The organism is Streptomyces sp. NPDC002054 (assembly GCF_040296685.1).
In the GTDB taxonomy this organism is placed as follows: Bacteria; Actinomycetota; Actinomycetes; order Streptomycetales; family Streptomycetaceae; genus Streptomyces.
In genome coordinates this window covers 24,204-42,155 of the sequence record NZ_JBEOXT010000015.1, presented here as the reverse complement: position 1 = coordinate 42,155, position 17,952 = coordinate 24,204, and the positions used below count along the sequence as shown (strand labels likewise).

Sequence of the window (17,952 nt, the reverse complement as noted above, 5' to 3'; positions counted from 1 at the left end):
AGGTCCACCGCAAAAGCCCGTTGGATCCGATCACGGGCTACGGGGTGAGCACGACCTTCCCGCTGACCGTGCCGGACTCCGCGAGTCGCATCGCCTCGGCGGCCCGGCTCAGGGGCAGTTGGGCCGCGATCCGCGCGGTGATGTCGCCGCGCCGCATCGCCTCGAAGACCTGGCCGAGGTCGGTGCGCAGCCTGGCCCGGAAGCGGTCCTTGCCGAAGGCCCGGCCGCCCCAGACGTTGTAGAAGTACGCGTGGCGCCCGTTGGGCAGGGCGTTCCACGCCCACACCCGGCCGAGGATCTTCAGCACCGGCCACTGCTTCGACCCCGAGTCGTCGCGGGTGGCCGCGCTGCCGTACGAGACGAGGGTGCCGCCGGGCGCGAGGAGGCCCCAGGAGTCGATCACGCTGCGCCCGCCGACGTGGTCGAAGACGGCGTCCACCCCGCCCGGCGCCAGCTCGCGGACCCGGGCCGGCACGTCTTCGGTGCGGTAGTCGACGGGGATGACGCCCTGCTGCCGCAGCGCCTCGTGGTGCCGGGCGGAGGCGGTGCCGATGACCTTCACACCGGCGCTGCGCGCCAGCTGCACCAGCATCGTGCCGACGCCGCCGTTGGCGCCGTGGACCAGGATCGTCCGCCCGGCCCCGACCCGGGCCTTGCGGTGCAGCATCTGCCAGGCGGTGATGCCGTTCACCACCGCCGTCTCGGCCTCCGCCGCGCCCACGCCCTCCGGTACGGGCACCACATCGGCTGCGTCCAGCAGCACATGGCTGGCCCAGCCGCCGGTCTTGGTCAGTGCGGCCACCCGGGTCCCGACCAGACCCGGCGTGACCCCCGGGCCGGCCGCGGTGACGGTGCCCACCAGGTCGTAGCCCGGCACGAAGGGGAACGGCGGCTGGTCGTAGTACCGGCCGCGCCGCATCTGCTGCTCGGCGAAGGACACCCCGGTGGCCTCCATGGCCACCACGACCTGGCCCTGGCCGGGCACCGGGACCGGGCTCTGCCGCAGTCGGAGGCCCTCGGGCTCCACCTTGCCGGGCAGGACGACCTCTACGCGTTCGACGACTGCATTCATCTCGACCAACCTCCGTTAGGCGCCTTCGCTTCTGTTAGAAGTTATAACTGCCATCTCGCGAGCGTGTCAACCACTCGCTCCGGTGATAGGTTCTAACCATTGACCACTACTGTCGAGAGGGAGGCGGCGCAGATGGCCGAGACCGGGACGACCCCGCGCGAGCGGTACCGCAACCAGGTCCGTGCGGAGATCAAGCAGCTGGCTTGGGAGCAGATCGCGGCCGACGGCGCCTCGGCGCTGTCACTCAATGCCATCGCCAAGAAGATGGGCATGAGCGGCCCGGCCCTCTACCGCTACTTCGCCGGCCGCGACGAGCTGATCACCGAGCTGATCCGGGACGCGTACCGGGGCCTGGCCGACGCCTTCGGCGGCGCGGCCGAGGAGGGTGCGAGCCTTGCGGACCTCGCCCGCACCTGGCGGCGGTGGGCCCTCGCGGACCCGCAGCGCTACTTCCTGATCTACGGGACCCCGGTTCCCGGGTACGAGGCGCCGGAGGAGATCACCAAGATCGCCTCGGAGATCATGGCGGTCCTGCTGGCCGCCTGTGCGCAGGCCGGCGGCGGCGACCCGTTCCGGCAGGCCATGGCCTTCTGGACCCGGCTGCACGGGGTGCTCTCCCTCGAGCTGGCCGGCCACTTCACCGGCATGGACATGGACCCGGATGCGCTCTTCGAGGCGGAGATCGCCACGCTCGGGTGAGGTTCACGGGGGGATGGGAGTGGGATGGGAGCGCTCTCATTCTCTTGACAGGGGCACGGCATGGGGGTTCACTCCCCCCACATCAGGTCTGGACCACGACGCGAGGAGAGGTCCCATGCCCCCCACACCCCCCTCACCCCCCTCACCCCCCAAGCCGGCACGCAGGCGCCTGCAGGCCTTACGCCTGGCGGCCCTCGGCACGGCTGCCCTCACCGCCGTTCTCGGATGGGGTCCGGCCACCGCCGCGGAGCCGGCCGAGACGCCCCCCAACGTCCAGGCCGTCGCCTTCGAGGACAACTTCGACGGCCCGGCCGGCGCCGCCGTCGATCCCGCCCGATGGCAGACGGAGACGGGCGACAACATCAACAACCACGAACGCCAGTGGTACACGCCCGGAGCCGCGAACGCCGCCCTGGACGGCCAGGGCCATCTGGTGATCACCGCCCGCCGGGAGAACCCGGGCGGCTATCAGTGCTGGTACGGACGCTGCGAGTACACCTCGGCCCGGCTGAACACCGCCGGCCGCTTCACCCAGGCGTACGGGCACGTCGAGGCGCGGATGAAGGTGCCGCGCGGGCAGGGCATGTGGCCGGCGTTCTGGATGCTCGGCCACGACATCGGCCAGGTCGGCTGGCCGAACAGCGGTGAGATCGACGTCATGGAGAACGTCGGCTACGAACCCTCCACCGTCCACGGGACCATCCACGGCCCCGGCTACTCGGGCGGCGGCGGCATCGGCGCCGCGTACACCCTGTCCGGCGGCCGGGCCTTCGCCGACGACTTCCACACCTTCGCCGTCGACTGGGCGCCGGACTCGATCACCTGGTCCGTGGACGGTCAGGTCTACCAGCGCCGGACCCCCGCCGACCTGGGCGGGCGGCAGTGGGTCTTCGACAAGCCCTTCTTCCTGATCCTCAACCTCGCGGTCGGCGGCGACTGGCCGGGCAATCCGGACGGTTCCACCCCCTTCCCCGGCCGGCTCGTCGTCGACCACGTCCGTGTCACCACCTCGGACGGCGGCAGCGGCGGTACGAGCGGGGCGTTCGTGGGCCTGGACGGGAAGTGCCTGGACGTGGCCGGCGCCCAGACCGCCAACGGCACCCAGGTCCAGCTCTACGCCTGCAACGGCACCCAGGCCCAGCGGTGGACCCTGCCGGGCGACGGCACCGTCCGGGCGCTCGGCAAATGCCTGGATGTGAACGGCGGTTCGACGGAGCCCGGCGCGAAGGTCCAGCTGTGGGACTGCAACGGCACCGGCGCGCAACGGTTCGCGTACAACGCGGCCACCCGCGACCTGGTGAACCTCCCGGCCGACAAATGCGTGGACGTACGCGATCACAACCCGGCGGACGGCACCCCGGTCCTGACCTGGTGGTGCACGGGGAACGCGAACCAGAAGTGGAATCTGGTCGGCTGAGGCACGCCCGGCCCACCCGACCCGTTCGTGTGATTATGGCGCGATTTTGCGGGTATCAGGTTTCCCCGGCAGCTTGCCCCGAGGACGGGAAGTGGGGTGGCGGAAAGATGTCGCAATGCAAGGTTCCCGACTATCGCAGCGGTCGGAAGGGGCCGCACTGGACACACGCACTGCGCAGCGCGCAGAAGGCCGGTGCGGTGATCGTCACCGACGACACCGGCGAGCCGGTGGCCTACACCTTCGACCACACAGGGCCGCTGCGGTTCAGGCCGTGGGTGACTCGGAAAGGCACCCGCTACGACAGCCACGACGTCCACCCCGAATGGTGAGGGAGGTGCCGCCCCCCGACTGGCGGAAGATCCTCTTCCATGGTGCGGCGGACTGGGTCACAGTGGAGGAAGATCCCGTCCCGTGAAGGAAGGTCTGTCCCTCATGCCGGAGGAATCCGACGATGCCGTCGTCCTCGGACATGTGACCGAACGGCTGCTGAAGGCATTCCCCGGCCTTGATCCCCATGTGGTCCGGGGCGCGGTCGACACGGCGTACACCGAGCTCCGGTACGCCCGGGTGCGCACCTACCTTCCGGTCCTGATGGAACGCCGCGCCCGCGACCTCCTGTCCGCGGCGGACGTGCAGTAGGTCTCGCTCACGCGTCGAATCGGTGGCGGGAGGCCTCGATGTGGCCGAGGTACCGGTGGGTCCAGTCGCACAGTCCGTCGATGGTCACCCGCAGGGCCTGGCCCGGCTCGGTGAGGGTGTACTCGACCCGTGGCGGGACCGTGGGATGGACGGTCCGCTCGATCAGGCCGTAACGCTCCAGCATGCGCAGGTTCTGGGTGAGCATCTTGTGGCTGATGCCCTCGATCTCGTTCCGCACCTCGCCGAACCGCAGGGTGCGGTCCCCCAGGGCCTCGATGATCAGGAGCGCCCACTTGTTGGCGACGTTCGTGAAGATCTCCCGCGCCAGGGAGTCCGCACGCCTGAGGTCCGCGTCCTCGGGCGAGCCGCTGTATTGCTTGGTCACCTTTTGGTTCCCCAGTCACTCAAAAGTGCGTTCTTCCATGTCAGCGGCCACTCTCCTACGGTTTCCGAGTAACCACAAGAGAGCAGCGCATAGCGCAATGGAGGCAGACAACATGGCCATCACCCTGGTAAACCCCACCGGACTCCCTGAAATCGATGCGTACCGGCAGGTGTCGATCGCGACCGGGTCGAAGCTGGTCTTCATCGCCGGGCAGGTCGCCTGGCACGGCGGCGACCTCCCCTCTCAGGTCGAGCAGTGCTACGTCAACATCGCCACCGCCCTGGACGGTATCGGCGCCTCCTTCGACGACGTGGCGAAGCTGACCGTCTACGTCGTCGACTGGACCCCCGACAAGATGCCGCTGCTCATGGAGGGGATCACCCGGGCCGCCGCGAAGCTGGGCGTCACCCCGGTACCGCCGGCCACGCTGATCGGCGTCGCGACCCTGGACGTGCCCGAGCACCTGATCGAGATCGAAGCCACCGCCGTCATCGACTGACCTCGGTCCTGGTGAAGGATCCGCCCACGTAGCGCACGTCCACGTGGTCCGGATCGAGCTCGCCCTGTGCGGCGATCAGGGCCGCCGCGTACACCTCCGCGTCGTCCTGCGGCCGGTAGCCCAGGGCGCGGGCCGTGGTGAGGTCCCACCAGGCGCGGGTGTTGGCGCTGATCCCGTTCACCACGGTGTGGCCGACGTCCGGCGCGGTCAGGGCGGCGTGGACCAGGCGGGCGCAGTCGGCGGGGCTGAGCCAGGTGGCCAGCATCCGTACCGTGCGGGGCTCGGCGAAGCAGGAGCCGATCCTGACCGAGACGGTCTCCACCCCGTACTTGTCGGCGTACAGGGAGGCGAGATTCTCCCCGAACGCCTTCGACAGGCCGTAGTAGGTGTCCGGCCGGGTGGGGATCGCGCTTCCGACCGGGTCGGGCCCGCCGAGCGGCACAAAACCGACGGCGTGGTTGCTGCTGGCGAACACGACCCGCCGCACCCCCTCGGCCCGTACCGCCTCGTAGAGGTGGTACGTCCCGCGCACATTGGCTTCGAGGACGGCCTCGAACCGGTCCTCCAGGGAGATCCCGCCCAGGTGCACGACCGCGTCGACCCCGCGCACCGCGGCGCGGACCGCCTCCGCGTCGGCCAGGTCGAAGACGAGGGACCCGGCACCGTCGGGTCCCTCGACGGGCTTCAGGTCGGCGAGCCGCAGCGTGTAGCCGTAGCCGGGCAGGCTCGTGCGCAGGAAGGTGCCTATGCCGCCCGCGGCGCCGGTGAGCAGAACGGTACGGGGCTGGTTCACGAGCGGAACTCCTTTGCCAGATCGGCCAGTAGCGGCAGCCGCCCTTCGGGCAGCAGACCCAGGTGGTACAGGCTCAGCCGGCTCGCCCCGGCCGCGCGCAGCCGCCGTACGTGGGCGGGCAGTACGGCGGGGTCGGCGGGCGGCTGGGCGGTGACGTACGCGTCCACCGGCAGCCCGTGCCGGGCCGCCCGCCGGACCAGCTCCGCGGTCCCGGGCCCGGTCGGCCAGCACGGCACCAGCAGGGTGTCCGCCTCTGCGGCGGCCCGGTCCGTGATCCCCGGCGAGGGGCCGGTGGCCCACGGGTCGGGGTGGGCGTGCAGGGTGACGGATGCCCCGGGCAGGGTCTCGCGTACGGCGGCCAGCACCCGCTCGCGCAGCGCGTCCGCCGCCGCGTGCCGGACCCGGAGCAGGACGGCCGCCGCCTCCTGCGGGAGTGCGGGGCCCTCGGCCCGCGCCGCCCGCCGCAGCAGGGCGAGCACGTCCTGCGGGTCCAGGCCCGCCGCCCGCCACCCGTCCCGGCAGGCGCCGCAGCAGCACACGGACAGGGCCCGCAGCACCGCCTCCGGATAGGCCCCGTCGGTCTTCTCGTGGCACCCCGCGTGCACGGCGCCGAGCTGCCCGGCGGACTCCAGCGACACCGCGTGCACGGCACCCGGCGGCAGCCCCTGAACTGCCTCGGCCGCGAGGGTCGCGCAGAACTCCCGTACCTCCTGCTGGGCCGGGCAGAGCGCGTACGGGTAGGACTCGCCGAAGCAGTTGGTGACGGCGAGCGCGGGGTGCAGGGTGCCGAGCCGGCTGTTGTGGGCGAGCACCAGCCAGGCACTGACCGGGATGCCCTCGGCGGCCAGGATCCCGATGGCGGCCCCGGCCGGATCGGGTCCGTCCACCCAGTCGGCGCCGGTCGGCACCAGCCGGCGCCCGCTCCACGGCCCGGGCCGGACCGGCCGGTAGAGCGCCGAATGGCGGGCGTCCACGAAGCGCCGGGACGGATGGAGCGGGGTCGCGGCCCGGGTGGAGTGGTAGGTGACGGCCAGGGTCACGGAGTCGACCCCGGCGGTCCGCACCCGGTCCGCGAAGGCGGGGTCGCCCAGGACGTCCCAGGGATAGGCGTGGGCGGACACGGTCGGGTCCACCGGGGAATTCACCCGGGTCACCTGGTTCACGCGGGTCACCATCGCGGTCGCCTCTTCTCGTATGCGGGGTCGAAGGTGCGCATGTACGCGGTGTCGTCGCGCTCCCGGATACCGCAGCGCAGATAGTTCTCGTGCAGCCGGGCCAGCGCGTCCGGATCCAGCCGGACCCCGAGTCCCGGCCGGTCAGAGACCGCCACCGAGCCGTCCACGATCTCCGGCGGCTCGGCCAGCACGTCCACCCCGCACTGCCAGGGGGTGTGGGTGTCCGCCGCGTAGGTCAACTCCGGCAGGGCGGCCCCGAGATGGGTCATGGCGGCCAGGCTGATGCCCAGGTGGCTGTTGGAGTGCATGGACACCCCGATGCCGAAGGTCCGGCAGATCGCGGCGAGTTCGGCGGACCTGCGCAGCCCGCCCCAGTAGTGGTGGTCGGCCAGCACCACGCCGACCGCGCGCCGCCCGAAGCCCTCCGGGATGTCGCCGGGGCCCACCACGACCATGTTGGTGGCCAGCGGCATGGCCGCCGTCCGCGCCACCTCCGCCATCCCGGCGATCCCTGGAGTCGGGTCCTCCAGGTACTCCAGCAGGCCCGCGGTCTCCGCCGCCACGCGCTGCGAAGTCGCCACGCTCCAAGCCTGGTTGGGATCCAGCCGGAGCGGGTGGTCCGGGAAGGCCGCGCGCAGCGCGCGGACGGCCTCGACCTCCTGTTCCGGCGGCAGCACCCCGCCCTTGAGTTTGATCGAGCGGAAGCCGTACGCGCCGACCATCGCCTTGGCCTGGGCGACGATGCCGTCCGGGTCGAGCGCCTCCCCGTAAGGATCGGAGCCGGCCCACTTGTAGAAGAGGTACGCCGCGTACGGCACCCGGTCCCGGACCCGGCCGCCCAGCAGGTCGGCGACCGGCCGCCCGGCGAGCTGTCCCTGGAGGTCCAGGCAGGCCACCTCGAACGGGCTGAGCACCCGCAGGGCGGTCTTCTGCGGGCCGGAGCCGCCCGTCAGGCCGTGCCGGTCCGGGGCGTCGGCGTCGCCGAGCACCGCCCGTATCCGGCGCAGCAGACCGTTGGTGTCGTACGGGTCGAGCCCGACCAGGGACGGGGCGACCGCCCGCAGCAGCGCGAGGTGCGGCGCGTCCCCGTACGTCTCGCCGAGTCCGACGAGGCCGTCCCCGCAGCGCAGTTCCACGACGGCGCGCAGCGCCCACGGCTGGTGCACCCCGGCGGAGTTGAGCAGCGGCGGGTCGGGGAACGCGACCGGGGTGACGACGACCTCCGCGACCCGCATCACACCTCCAGCCCGGCGAGAGCGGCCCGGCCGCGGGCGACGATGCCGGCCAGTTGCCGCTCGTGCTCGGGGGAGGCGTCCACCAGCGGCGGCCGGACCGGGCCCATGGCCAGTCCGGCGAGCCGGGCACCGGCCTTGACCAGGGAGACGGCGTAGCCGGGGGCGGCGTCGCGCAGGGCGACGAAGGGCAGGTAGAACTCGGCGAGCAGGACCTGCACGGCCTCGGTGTTGCGGGCGCGCACCGCGCGGTGGAAGGCCGTGGCGATGTCGGGGGCGAAGCAGAGGACGGCCGAGGAGTAGCACTCGACGCCGATGGCCTCGTACGCCTGGACGGACAGCTCGGCCGTGGGCAGGCCGTTGAGGAAGCCGAATTCCGCGGCGCGCGGATGGCCGCTGGTGCGGATGGCGGTGACCAGCCGGAGCATGGCGTCCACATCACCCCGGCCGTCCTTGATGCCGGTGACGGTGGGGACGTCGAGCAGTTCCAGGGCGGCGGCCTCGTCGAGGACGGCGTTGGCGCGCTGGTAGACGGTGATCGGCAGCCCGGTGGCGGAAGCGACGTAGCGGATGTGGCCCACGAGGCCGGCGGGAGTGGAGGAGATGAGGTACGGCGGCAGCAACAGCAGGCCGTCGGCGCCGCATTCGGCGGCGGTGACGGCGAACTCGCGGGCCATCCGGGGCCCGCCGCCGCAGCCGGCGACGACCGGCAGCCGGCCGTCGGCGACGCGTACGGCGGTGGCGACCACGTCGCGGTATTCGTCGGGTGAGAGTGCGGTGAACTCGCCGGTGCCGCAGGCCACGAACAGGCCGGCGGGTCCGGCGGCGATCTGCTGCTCCAGGTGTTCGGCGAAGACCGCCAGGTCCACCTTGTCGTCGTCGGCGGAGAACGGGGTCAGTGGAAAGGACAGCAGCCCGTGCAGGCGCATGGAATCCCCTTGGGAGGTATGGGAGAGGTGAGGATCAGCCCTTGACGGCGCCGGAGGTCAGGCCGCGCATGAACTGGCGCTGCATGAGGATGAACGCGAGCACGCTGGGCAGCAGGGCGAGCAGGGCGGAGGCGAGCAGGACGCCGACCCCGACCTCTTCGTCGGCGCGGAGGGTGCGCAGGGCGAGCGGCAGGGTGAACTGCTTCGCGTCGGTGGCGACCAGCAGCGGCAGCATGTACTGGTCCCAGATCATCGTGAAGCCGAAGATGCCGATCACCCCGAGAGTCGGCCGGCACAGCGGCAGGATCACGGACCAGAACACCCGCAGGTCGCCGGCCCCGTCGAGGCGGGCCGCCTCCTCTAGTTCGACCGGGATTTCCTTCATGAACTCGGCGGTGACCAGGATCGAGAAGGCCCAGGCGCCCACCGGAATGATCATTCCCCAGAGGCTCCCCGTCAGGGAGAGGTCGGAGAGCACCAGCGACAGCGGGATCGCCAGGATCTCCTCGGGCAGCATCATCGTGCTGAGGATCAGCAGGAAGACCAGGCGGAGCCCCGGGAACCTCTTGCGGGCCAGGGCGTATGCGGCGGAGATGCTGACCCCGATCTGGAGCAGCAGCCCGCCGCCCACCACCAGGAAGGAGTTGAGCAGGTACAGAGCCACGTCGCGGTCGAACGCGGCCTCGAAGTTGGCCAGCGTCGGCTGGGTCGGCAGCAGGGTCAGCGAGGTCGGGTCGGTGGTCTGGTTGAAGGCGCTGGCCAGCAGGGCGAGCAGCGGGCCGGCGAAGACCAGCACCAGAGCTGCGTACAGCACCGCCTTCGCGGCCAGGGCGGCCGGGCCGCGCCGTTCCTCCAAGCCGAGCGCGGTGTCGAGCCGGCTCATCGCGCCACCTCCTTTCCTCTCCCGGCCCGGGAGAGCCGTACGGCGAGGGTCAGCGTGACGGACGCGGCCAGCAGCACCATCGATCCGGCCGCCGCGACGCCCAGCTCGTTGCGCTCCAGGCCGAGCTTGTAGATGAGGGTCATCAGGACTTCGGTGGAGCCGTTGGGCCCGCCGTTGGTGAGCAGGAAAATCTCGGTGAAGACCCGCAGGGACCGGATCGCGGCGAGGGTGAACAGGATGGCGAAGGCCGGGCGCAGCGCGGGCAGGGTGACGTGCCAGACCCTGCGCAGCACCCCGGCGCCGTCCGCGGCGGCGGCCTCGTACAGGGTGCGGTCCACCCCCGCGAGGGCGGCCAGGAAGATCATCATGTCGTAGGGGGCGCCGCGCCACACGCCCACCGCCATCACCGACCACAGCGCGCTGTCCGGGCTGTTGAGGAACTGCGAGGGGCCGACGCCCAGCCAGCCGAGAAGGGTGTTGACCGTGCCGTCGGCGGCGGGGTGGTAGAGGATCCGCCAGACCTCGGCGACCACCGCCATCGCGGTCACCGTCGGCAGGAACACGGCGGTGCGGACGATCCACAGCCGGCGGGCGGTGCCTTCCAGCAGCAGCGCGAGGACCAGCCCGAGGACCACCGAGCCGCCGGTCTGCCCGATCGCCAGGACGACCGTGTGCCCGATGGCGTCGAGGAAGGCCTCGTCCGTGACGACCTGCCGGTAGTTGTCCCCGCCCACCCACCGGTCGCCCAGGTACGGCCGCACCTCGTGGAAGCTCATCTCGATCGCCCGCCACATCGGCAGGAACTTGAAGAGCGCGAACAGGAGCAGCGCCGGGGCGAGGAACAGCCACGGGGTCAGCCACCCCCGCCGCGGCCTCTGCATCAGGACCCCGCTCCCTGCTTCTTCAGCTCGTCGGAGAAGGCGCCGGCGAGCTTGGCCAGGACGGCCCCGGGGTCGGAACCGCAGTCCGCGACCATGCCGTTCAGGGCCTCGGCGGAGGCCTGCCGGAAGGGCGTCCAGTCCTTCACGACGGGGGAGTAGCGGCCCGACTCGCGGTACACCTTGTCGAAGACCTGCCAGCGGGTGTCCTGGCGTACGGCGGACAGTTCCACGGACGTGTTGACGGGCAGCCGGACCACATTGCCCGCGGTGTCCCCGGCCATTCCGGCGGTCTGCCCCTCGGCACCGATCAGGAACTCGGCGTACTTCAGCTGCCCCTTGGGGTTCTTCGACCCGGCCATCAGATAGGTGTTCTCGCCCTCGGCGAGGACCGAGCTCTTGCCGCCCGGGCCGGCCGGCAGCGGCAGGATCTCGTACTTGTCCTTGCCGAGCGCCTTGTCGAAGCGGGCCATGTTATAGGGGCCGGTGAGGTAGATGCCGCCCTTGCCGGTCTCGAACAGCGGGTGCGCCTGGGTGGTCTCGGCGGTCACCGCGCCCGGGACGACGCTCTTGTCGGCGCAGAACTGGTCCTTGAGCCGCTGCGCGGCCAGGGTCGCCGCTGGGCTGCCGACGGCCGGCTCGATGTCCTTGCCCGTGCCGGTGAAGTAGTCGCCGCCCGCCGACCACAGGAAGCTGGAGAAGTACCAGTCCAGGTAGCCGCGCTTGGTGGTGCCGGGGATGACGTAGCCGTAGGTGTCGGCCTTGCCGTTGCCGTCCGGGTCCCCGGTGGTGAACCCGGTGGCCAGTGCGTCGAGCTGGTCCCAGTCGGTGGGCGGCGCGATGCCCAGTTTCTCCCGCCAGTCCTTGCGGACGAACAGCGCGAAGGTCTGCGCGGAGAAGGGCACGCCGTAGTACTTCCCGTCGGCGGCCTTGGCGGCTTCCCAGGAGCTGGGTATGAGCCGGTCGCCGCCCGTGACCTCCGACTGCTTCACCTCACGGACCAGGCCCTGCTTGACCAGGGTGCCGAGCTGGGCGGTGTCGTTGACGATCAGGTCCGGCAGCTTCCGCTGCGCTGCGGCCTGCTGGAGCTTGGTCTCGAAGTCGTCGAACAGGGCGGTGACCTTCGCCTCGATACCGGTGGCCCGGGTGAAGGCTGCCGCCAGCTCGTGATGGGTCTTTTCGGTGGGGGAGCCGGGCGGCTTGCGGACCCAGATCTCCAGCGGTGCCGTGTCGTCACCGCCGCCGGAGGCCCGGGCGCCGGAGTCCTCACCGCAGCCGGTGAGGGAGGTGAGGGCGAGTACGGCGGCCAGGGAGGCCGCCAGGGTGGTGGATGCGGCTCTGCGATTCATCGGATGCGGATCCCCGTCTAGAATGTGTCTAGATATGTGGACAGGATCTGAGAATGTGGTAGCTCTGCAAGGGGAAGTTAGCGTCCGCTACCATGCCGGTCAACAGCCGTGCAGAACTTGGAGGGTGCACATGCCCGGACCCGCGACGGATGTCGCCACCGTCAAGTCCGCCGAGCGAACGGTCCGCATCCTGGAGGCACTTGCCTCCTCCCACGACCGGCTCACGGTCTCCGAGCTCCAGGAACGGCTGGGCTACCCGCGCAGCAGCCTGCATGCCCTCATCCGTACGCTGCGCGAGCTCAAGTGGGTGGAGGCCGACGACAGCGGCTCCGCCTTCGGCGTCGGCCCGCACGCACTGCTGTCCGGCACCGCCTACCTCGACCGGGACCCGGCTCTGCCCTACGCGCACGAGGTCATGGAGGACCTCCGCGAAGAGACCGGCTACACCGTCCACTTCGCCCGCCGCGACGAGGCGTACGTGCTCTACCTCGCCAGCCGCGAGGCCCGCAGCAGCGTCCGCGTCATCGCCCGGGTCGGCCGCCGGCTGCCGGCCCACCTGACCGCGCTCGGACAGGCCCTGCTCGCCGACCTGACCACCGAGGAGGTGGACGCCGTACTCCCGGCGCACCTGGAGGCGTTCACCCCGAACACCGTCACCGACCGCGCCGCGCTGCACGCCGAGCTGGCCCGGGTCCGGGACCGGGGCTGGGCCCTGGAACGGGAACAGGGCACCCCGGGGGTGGCCTGCCTCTCGGCACCCGTGCACTACCGGATCCCGGCCTCGGACGCGCTCAGCTGCTCCATGCCGGTGGCCGCCGCCACCGAGGAGGAGACCGACCGGGTCGCGAAGGCGTTGGTGGCGCACGCCAACGCCCTCGCGACCACACTGCGCCGCCACGGCATCAGATGACGCGGTGCGCGCTCACGGAGTGACGGGAATGTTCGTCAGGCCCGAGGTCGCGTTCGTGACGGTGTTGCCGGCCCGGACGAGGTTCGGGGCGGCGGAACACTTCGAGGTCGAAGTGATCTTGATGGCGTACGCTCCCGCGCCGCCGAGATCGGACCTGTTGCCGCGCCACACGTTGCCGCAGCCGTTCGGGAACGACGGCGTCGTCGACGGGTGGTGCGTCTCGTAGCCGTTGGCCAGGGTGCCGGGCGGGGCCAAGGTACCGGTGTTGTTCTCGATCAGGTAGCCGGTGCCCTTGACGTCGACCCAGGAGTCCGCCGAGTTCTGCCCCGAGATCCCGGTGCCGTCGAAGGTGTTGCCGCGGATCACGCCGCCCGAGGTGCCCTCCTTGATGTCGATGTGCTCGGCGGCCACGTTCGGGCCGATCCGGTTGTCGAGCACCTGGACCCGGTCCGAGCGGTCCGCGCCGCCCTGGTTGCCGTGGCAGCCCCAGTTGGAGCCGGCCGAGCCGATGTAGACGGCCTCTCCGTAACCGGGCTGGACCAGCCCGGTGTGGGTGATGGCGGAATTCCGGATCACCCCGTCGGAGGACGACCGCCGGAAGTGCACCGCCTCGTCCTCGACATGGTGGACGGAGAGCCCGTCGAGGGTGACGTGGTGCGAGTTGTCGAGGACCACGCCCTTCTTGGATTCCTTGACCGTGAACCCGGTCAGCTTCCAGTACGGGGCGTTGTAGAGCCACAGCCCGTACCCGGAGTCCCAGCCTCCGCCCGGGGCCGGGCAGGACGGTGCCGTGCCGGAAGGGCCGTCGTTCACCAGCACCGCCCCCGCCGGCCCGGTGAGCGTGATCGGCGCGGCGGCCGTTCCGGCCCGCTGGGCCACGAAGGCGCCCCGGTACTCGCCTGCCGCCAGCCGGATCGTCTGCCCGGGCCGGGCAGCCGCCAGCGCGCTCTTCAACTGCGCCGCGGTCGACACGTCCACGACCGACACGTCCACGACCGACACATCCACGACCGACACATCCACGACCGACACATCCACGACCGACACGTCCACGACCGGGCCGCCGGCGGCCCGGGCCTGCGGCAGGGTGATCAGTGGCACGGACAGCAGTCCGGACAGTACGAGCAGGGTCGTTCGGGTCGTTCCACTTCGTCGCATGACAACTCCTTGTTACGGAACCCAGTGGTTGCCGGACGCGGTGATCATGACCTGGAGCTGGATGCTCGCCGAGAAGTAGCTGCTGGTGTCGACCGGGGTGGCCAGCATCTTGTTCCACAGGGCGTCCAGCCACGCCTGGCTGCCCGGGTCGGTCATCGCCGCCAGCGCGAACGGCGCGAAGTACGCCGCCTCGCTGCCCGCGGAGATCTGCGTGCCGTCGAGCCGGTAGCCGATGGCGATCTTGTTCGGGTCGCCGCCCGTCTTGGCCTTGATCCAGCTGTTCATCTTCCGCGCCGAAGCCAGGGACTTGGCGTCGCCGCTGGTCACCGCATCGTCCGCGATGCGCCACGGGGTGCGGCAGGCGTTCCACCAGTAGGCGCCGTCGTTCGGGTCCTCGAGAACCTGACCGGGGGCGGGCCTGGGAGTGGTGCCGGTGTCGACGACGAAGTCGGGCAGGAGCCCGGTGTTCGGCGCGTAGGACGCCTGCAGGCCGGTGATCTGGTTCTGGTGCGCGGTGCGGATCGTGTCCCAGGCCGCGTCACCGGTCGCCGTCCGGAACGCCCGGAAGTGGTCGACCATCCAGTCCGAGGTGCGCGAGATGTAGTACCACTGGTCGCCCGAGCTGCTCCAGTCACCCAGCTTCAGCAGGTTGGTGGCCGGATTGAGCTCGTCCTTCTTGATCGCGTTGATGTGCTTGATCGCCAGGGCCTTGTAGTCGTACGTTCCCGCGCTGCCCCACTGCCGGTCGGCGAGCAGCAGCCCGTAGGCGACGTCCATGTCACCGTCGGTGGCGCCGTCCCCGCCGTTGACGCTCCGGCAGGCGGTGTCCTGTTCTGCGGCGAGCAGGTCCGGGTTGATCGACGAGGGGTGGTCGATCATCCACTTGGTCAGACCGTCGAAGATCTTCTTCGCCTCGGGGTCGGCGCCGGCCATGGTCGCGGCGATCACCATGCCGTACCCCTGGGCCTCGGCGACGTACGGGTGGTCGGCGTCGGGCGAGATGACCTGGTACCAGCCGTTGCCGCAGTTCTGGCGGACGAAGGCGGACTTCCAGGTCTGGTAGTAGTCGACGACCTTCTGGTCGAGGGCGGCCTGGGCGCCGGTCGGCTTCAGCATGCCGGGGGCGTAGGGCCGGGTGTGGCTGCCGAACGGGACGGCGGGACCGGTGCCGTTTCCGGGCAGGGTGGTGACACTGACCGCAGTGCCGGCGCCGGAGGTGTTGCCGGCCGCGTCGCGGGCTCTGACGGTGTAGCTGTAGGTGGTGGAGGCCGTCAGGCCGGTGTCGGTGTACGAGGTTCCGGTGGCCGTGCCGACGAGCGTGCCTCCCCGGTAGAGGTCGTAGCCGGTGACGCCCACGTTGTCGGTGGCGGCGTTCCATGCGAGGGAGACGCTGTTCGCCGTGGCAGCCGTCGAGCGCAGGCCGGCCGGGGTGCTCGGGGCGGTGGTGTCGCCGCCGGGAGCGGGGGAGCCGTAGACCTCGAACTCCCAGAGGGAGTAGCCGTAGGAGGTGCCGCGGGCGGTTCCGTACATCCGGATGTAGCGCCCGGTGCCGGTGACGGTCAGATCGTCGACCGCGCCATTCCCGGTGCTGGTGGAGTGGATGTCGGTCCAGTTCGAACCGTCCGTCGAGGTCTGGATCCGGTAGGCCTTGCCGTACGCAGCCTCCCAGCTGAGCTTCACCCGGCTGATGGTGTGGGCCGCGCCCAGGTCGATCCGGATCCACTGCGGGTCCACGCCCTCCAGGCTGGCCCAGCGCGTCCCGGTGTTGCCGTCCACGGCGCGCCCCGGCTCGAAGCCGCTCGCCTCGATCGACGAGGCGGTCGCCGGCTTTCCGGCCGATATCAGGCCCGGGGTGGGGTCACCCGGGCCCGGGCCGGGGCCCGCGCCGGTGGACTTCAGGAACAGCGAGGCGGCGGGGTCCGTCGACGAGGCGTGCACACCGGCGTGCGGAGCCTTGCTGTAGTCCAGGTTCTCCCGGCCGGCCCAGTCCGGGATCGGCGAACCGTTCGCCGCCAGGTGCTGGTAGGTGGAGGGGTCGGCCGCCGAACTGCCCAGCTGGTACAGGCGCTGCCGGTCCGGGTAGTACGCCTGGTAGGGGCCGCCCGCGGTGGTCTGCTTGCCGAGGTCGTTGCGGAAGAAGACGTTCTGCGGGCCGGTCGCCCCGGACCACTTCACGGCCTTCGGGCCCGCGCCCCACCAGATAGGCCACCAGGTCGAGTCGTCGGGGCCGCCGCCACCCTCCTCACCGCAGTTGGTACGGCAGTTCTTGGAGGCGTTCTCGAAGGACACGGCGGCCTTGTTGTTCTCGAAGAGGTTGCGGCGCTCCCAGCCGCCGTGCAGGTTCAGATCGCTGTCGAAGTCGTTGCCGATGGCCACGTTGTCCGAGGCGGACCACTGGAAGGTGAAGTGGCGCAGATTGCGGCTGGTGTTGTAGGCGTACAGGGAGTCCCAGACGCGCGAGCCGCGGAAGTAGCCGTTGCCGCCCTTGCCCTTGTTCCACGAGCCGTCGAAGACGGACTCCTGGACCTGGATGTTCTTGGCGCTCTCGGTGACGACGGCGTGCGAGCCGGTCATCTGCGTCCCGACCCGTCGGATCCAGCTGTTGGCGGCCCACTTCAGGACGATGCCGTGCTGGGCGTATTCCGGGGCCATGTTGCCGAAGTTGGCCTTGGCCTCGGCAGGATCGAGGTGGTAGGTGCCGCCCCCGAGCTTCGGCATGCCGGTCATGTCCTGGGTGATGCTGAGGTCCTCGATGCCGACGCCCTGGACGACCTTGAGCGGGGTGACCCGGCTGGGGTAGACGGTGCCGCCGATCGCGGTCGATCCGTCGGAGGTCGAGTTGAGGGGCAGGTCGTACTCGAGGGGCTTGTCGAGAGTGAGGTTCTTGCCGGCGGTGTCCACCGAGGCGATTTGGAAGATCTGCTGACGCATGTGCAGGTTCACGTACGTGGACGTGTCCGTGACCGTCTGCTGCTGGTAGAACTTCGCCGTGTTGGCCGCTCCGACCCAGAGGTGAGCCCCCGCCCTGAAGCGTGACATGTCGGCGTTGGCGGCGAGTTTGATCTGGGTGGAGCCGATCGCCGACCCCTCCCGCAGCGCCACCCCACCGGCCCAGTGCTGGTTCACACTGCTCTCGAAGATGTCCTTGCGGTTGGCGGGTGCGGAGGCGTGGTCGCCGGCGTACTTCGCGGCCACCTCACGGGTCTGCACCCGGAGCAGGCCGCGTCCCGGCCAGGTCCAGCCGCCCTTGCCGGCGCCGTGGACCATCCCGTCCTCATCCCAGTCGCTGCCGTCGGCGGTGAGGGTGTCGTACCGGGTGTTGACATCGGGACGGAAGGCCAGCGTGGTCTGCCCCATGCCTGCGCCGCGTAACACCATGTAGTCGGCGTCCAGGGACAGTTGGCGGGTCACCAGGATCCGGCCGGCGGGGAGGGTGATCGAGGACAGCCTGGTGTAGCCGGCCGATGGCGTGCAGTTCGTCCGGATGGCGTCGACGGCCTGCTGGAGGCCGGTCGTGGCGTCGCTGCCGTCGGCGCGTACGCCGTACTGCGCGGCCAGTTCGGCCGCCGTGATGTGACAGGCGGCATCGGGGCTCGCCTCGGCCGCACCGGGCAGGGCGGCACCGCCCCGGTATCCGGCCTTGCTCCAGTCCGGCAGACCGGGGACGGGGGCACGGCGGTTGGCGCTGGTCAGGTCGGGGACGGCGGCTGTGGCGCCGGCGGTGGCGGTGGTGGTGGCCGCAGGCCGGACGGGTTCGGCGGCCGTCGCGGCCGTTGCGTTCGGCCCGCCGAGGCCGGTGAGACCGGTCAGGGCGGAGGCGAGGGCGGCGAAGCACGCCAGGGGGCGGCGCCACTGGTGGGGGCGGTTTCTCTGCGCGGAACGTTGCTGATGTGCTGGTGACATCGGGCGTCCTCGGGTGAGTGCTGCGCGAGTG

General features: G+C 71.0%; 17 protein-coding genes. 6 read left to right on the top strand and 11 right to left on the bottom strand.

Features of this window, described 5'->3' with window-relative positions:
* Positions 1-37: 37 nt before the first annotated feature.
* Entirely contained in the window at positions 38-1,072 is a 1,035-nt protein-coding gene (locus ABT123_RS16145) for a medium chain dehydrogenase/reductase family protein (RefSeq protein WP_351314040.1), read from the bottom strand.
* A 132-nt stretch (positions 1,073-1,204) separates the two neighbouring features.
* On the opposite strand from ABT123_RS16145, the gene ABT123_RS16140 reads away from it, so the two are divergent.
* The 4 genes from ABT123_RS16140 to ABT123_RS16125 all read left to right on the top strand — a co-directional run bounded on the left by ABT123_RS16140 (position 1,205) and on the right by ABT123_RS16125 (position 3,827).
* Complete coding sequence (locus ABT123_RS16140) at positions 1,205-1,771, top strand: TetR/AcrR family transcriptional regulator (protein ID WP_351314356.1); 567 nt, start codon at positions 1,205-1,207, stop codon at positions 1,769-1,771.
* Between the two features lie 115 nt (positions 1,772-1,886).
* Positions 1,887-3,188, top strand: a complete 1,302-nt coding sequence (locus ABT123_RS16135; protein WP_351314037.1) for a ricin-type beta-trefoil lectin domain protein — start codon at positions 1,887-1,889, stop codon at positions 3,186-3,188.
* Between the two features lie 107 nt (positions 3,189-3,295).
* Positions 3,296-3,517, top strand: coding sequence for a hypothetical protein (locus tag ABT123_RS16130; protein WP_351314034.1), 222 nt, complete (start codon positions 3,296-3,298; stop codon positions 3,515-3,517).
* An 82-nt stretch (positions 3,518-3,599) separates the two neighbouring features.
* On the top strand, positions 3,600-3,827 hold the full coding sequence (locus ABT123_RS16125; RefSeq protein ID WP_351314031.1) for a three-helix bundle dimerization domain-containing protein: 228 nt from the start codon (positions 3,600-3,602) through the stop codon (positions 3,825-3,827).
* A 7-nt stretch (positions 3,828-3,834) separates the two neighbouring features.
* Here the strand turns inward: ABT123_RS16125 and ABT123_RS16120 are convergent, their stop codons facing one another.
* Positions 3,835-4,212 (bottom strand): winged helix-turn-helix transcriptional regulator, encoded by a 378-nt coding sequence (locus ABT123_RS16120; RefSeq protein ID WP_351314028.1) that lies wholly within the window; start codon positions 4,210-4,212, stop codon positions 3,835-3,837.
* Between the two features lie 112 nt (positions 4,213-4,324).
* On the opposite strand from ABT123_RS16120, the gene ABT123_RS16115 reads away from it, so the two are divergent.
* Positions 4,325-4,711 (top strand): RidA family protein, encoded by a 387-nt coding sequence (locus ABT123_RS16115; RefSeq protein ID WP_351314025.1) that lies wholly within the window; start codon positions 4,325-4,327, stop codon positions 4,709-4,711.
* Here the strand turns inward: ABT123_RS16115 and ABT123_RS16110 are convergent.
* The 7 genes from ABT123_RS16110 to ABT123_RS16080 are packed head-to-tail and all read right to left on the bottom strand — an operon-like array spanning position 4,701 to position 11,950.
* Entirely contained in the window at positions 4,701-5,504 is an 804-nt protein-coding gene (locus ABT123_RS16110) for an NAD-dependent epimerase/dehydratase family protein (protein WP_351314023.1), read from the bottom strand. The genes ABT123_RS16115 and ABT123_RS16110 overlap by 11 nt on opposite strands.
* A complete protein-coding gene (locus tag ABT123_RS16105) occupies positions 5,501-6,667 on the bottom strand; it encodes a hypothetical protein (RefSeq protein WP_351314020.1) in 1,167 nt (388 codons plus the stop codon). The genes ABT123_RS16110 and ABT123_RS16105 overlap by 4 nt, the downstream gene beginning before the upstream one ends.
* A 5-nt stretch (positions 6,668-6,672) precedes the next feature.
* Complete coding sequence (locus ABT123_RS16100) at positions 6,673-7,914, bottom strand: glucarate dehydratase family protein (protein WP_351314017.1); 1,242 nt, start codon at positions 7,912-7,914, stop codon at positions 6,673-6,675.
* Positions 7,914-8,840 carry a 5-dehydro-4-deoxyglucarate dehydratase gene (locus tag ABT123_RS16095; RefSeq protein WP_351314014.1) on the bottom strand — a complete coding sequence of 309 codons (927 nt, stop codon included), beginning with the start codon at positions 8,838-8,840 and terminating at the stop codon, positions 7,914-7,916. Before ABT123_RS16095 ends, ABT123_RS16100 begins: the two co-directional genes overlap by 1 nt.
* A 34-nt stretch (positions 8,841-8,874) precedes the next feature.
* On the bottom strand, positions 8,875-9,723 hold the full coding sequence (locus ABT123_RS16090; RefSeq protein WP_351314011.1) for a carbohydrate ABC transporter permease: 849 nt from the start codon (positions 9,721-9,723) through the stop codon (positions 8,875-8,877).
* A complete protein-coding gene (locus ABT123_RS16085; RefSeq protein WP_351314008.1) occupies positions 9,720-10,604 on the bottom strand; it encodes a carbohydrate ABC transporter permease in 885 nt (294 codons plus the stop codon). The genes ABT123_RS16090 and ABT123_RS16085 overlap by 4 nt, the downstream gene beginning before the upstream one ends.
* Entirely contained in the window at positions 10,604-11,950 is a 1,347-nt protein-coding gene (locus ABT123_RS16080) for a sugar ABC transporter substrate-binding protein (RefSeq protein ID WP_351314005.1), read from the bottom strand. Before ABT123_RS16080 ends, ABT123_RS16085 begins: the two co-directional genes overlap by 1 nt.
* A 130-nt stretch (positions 11,951-12,080) precedes the next feature.
* On the opposite strand from ABT123_RS16080, the gene ABT123_RS16075 reads away from it, so the two are divergent.
* Positions 12,081-12,860 (top strand): IclR family transcriptional regulator, encoded by a 780-nt coding sequence (locus tag ABT123_RS16075; protein WP_351314002.1) that lies wholly within the window; start codon positions 12,081-12,083, stop codon positions 12,858-12,860.
* A 12-nt stretch (positions 12,861-12,872) separates the two neighbouring features.
* On the opposite strand, the gene ABT123_RS16070 is transcribed toward ABT123_RS16075, so the two are convergent.
* Both ABT123_RS16070 and ABT123_RS16065 read right to left on the bottom strand, forming a co-directional pair.
* Entirely contained in the window at positions 12,873-14,018 is a 1,146-nt protein-coding gene (locus ABT123_RS16070; RefSeq protein WP_351313999.1) for a right-handed parallel beta-helix repeat-containing protein, read from the bottom strand.
* A 12-nt stretch (positions 14,019-14,030) separates the two neighbouring features.
* A complete protein-coding gene (locus tag ABT123_RS16065) occupies positions 14,031-17,921 on the bottom strand; it encodes a glycosyl hydrolase family 8 (RefSeq protein WP_351313996.1) in 3,891 nt (1,296 codons plus the stop codon).
* Between the last annotated feature and the right edge of the window lie 31 nt (positions 17,922-17,952).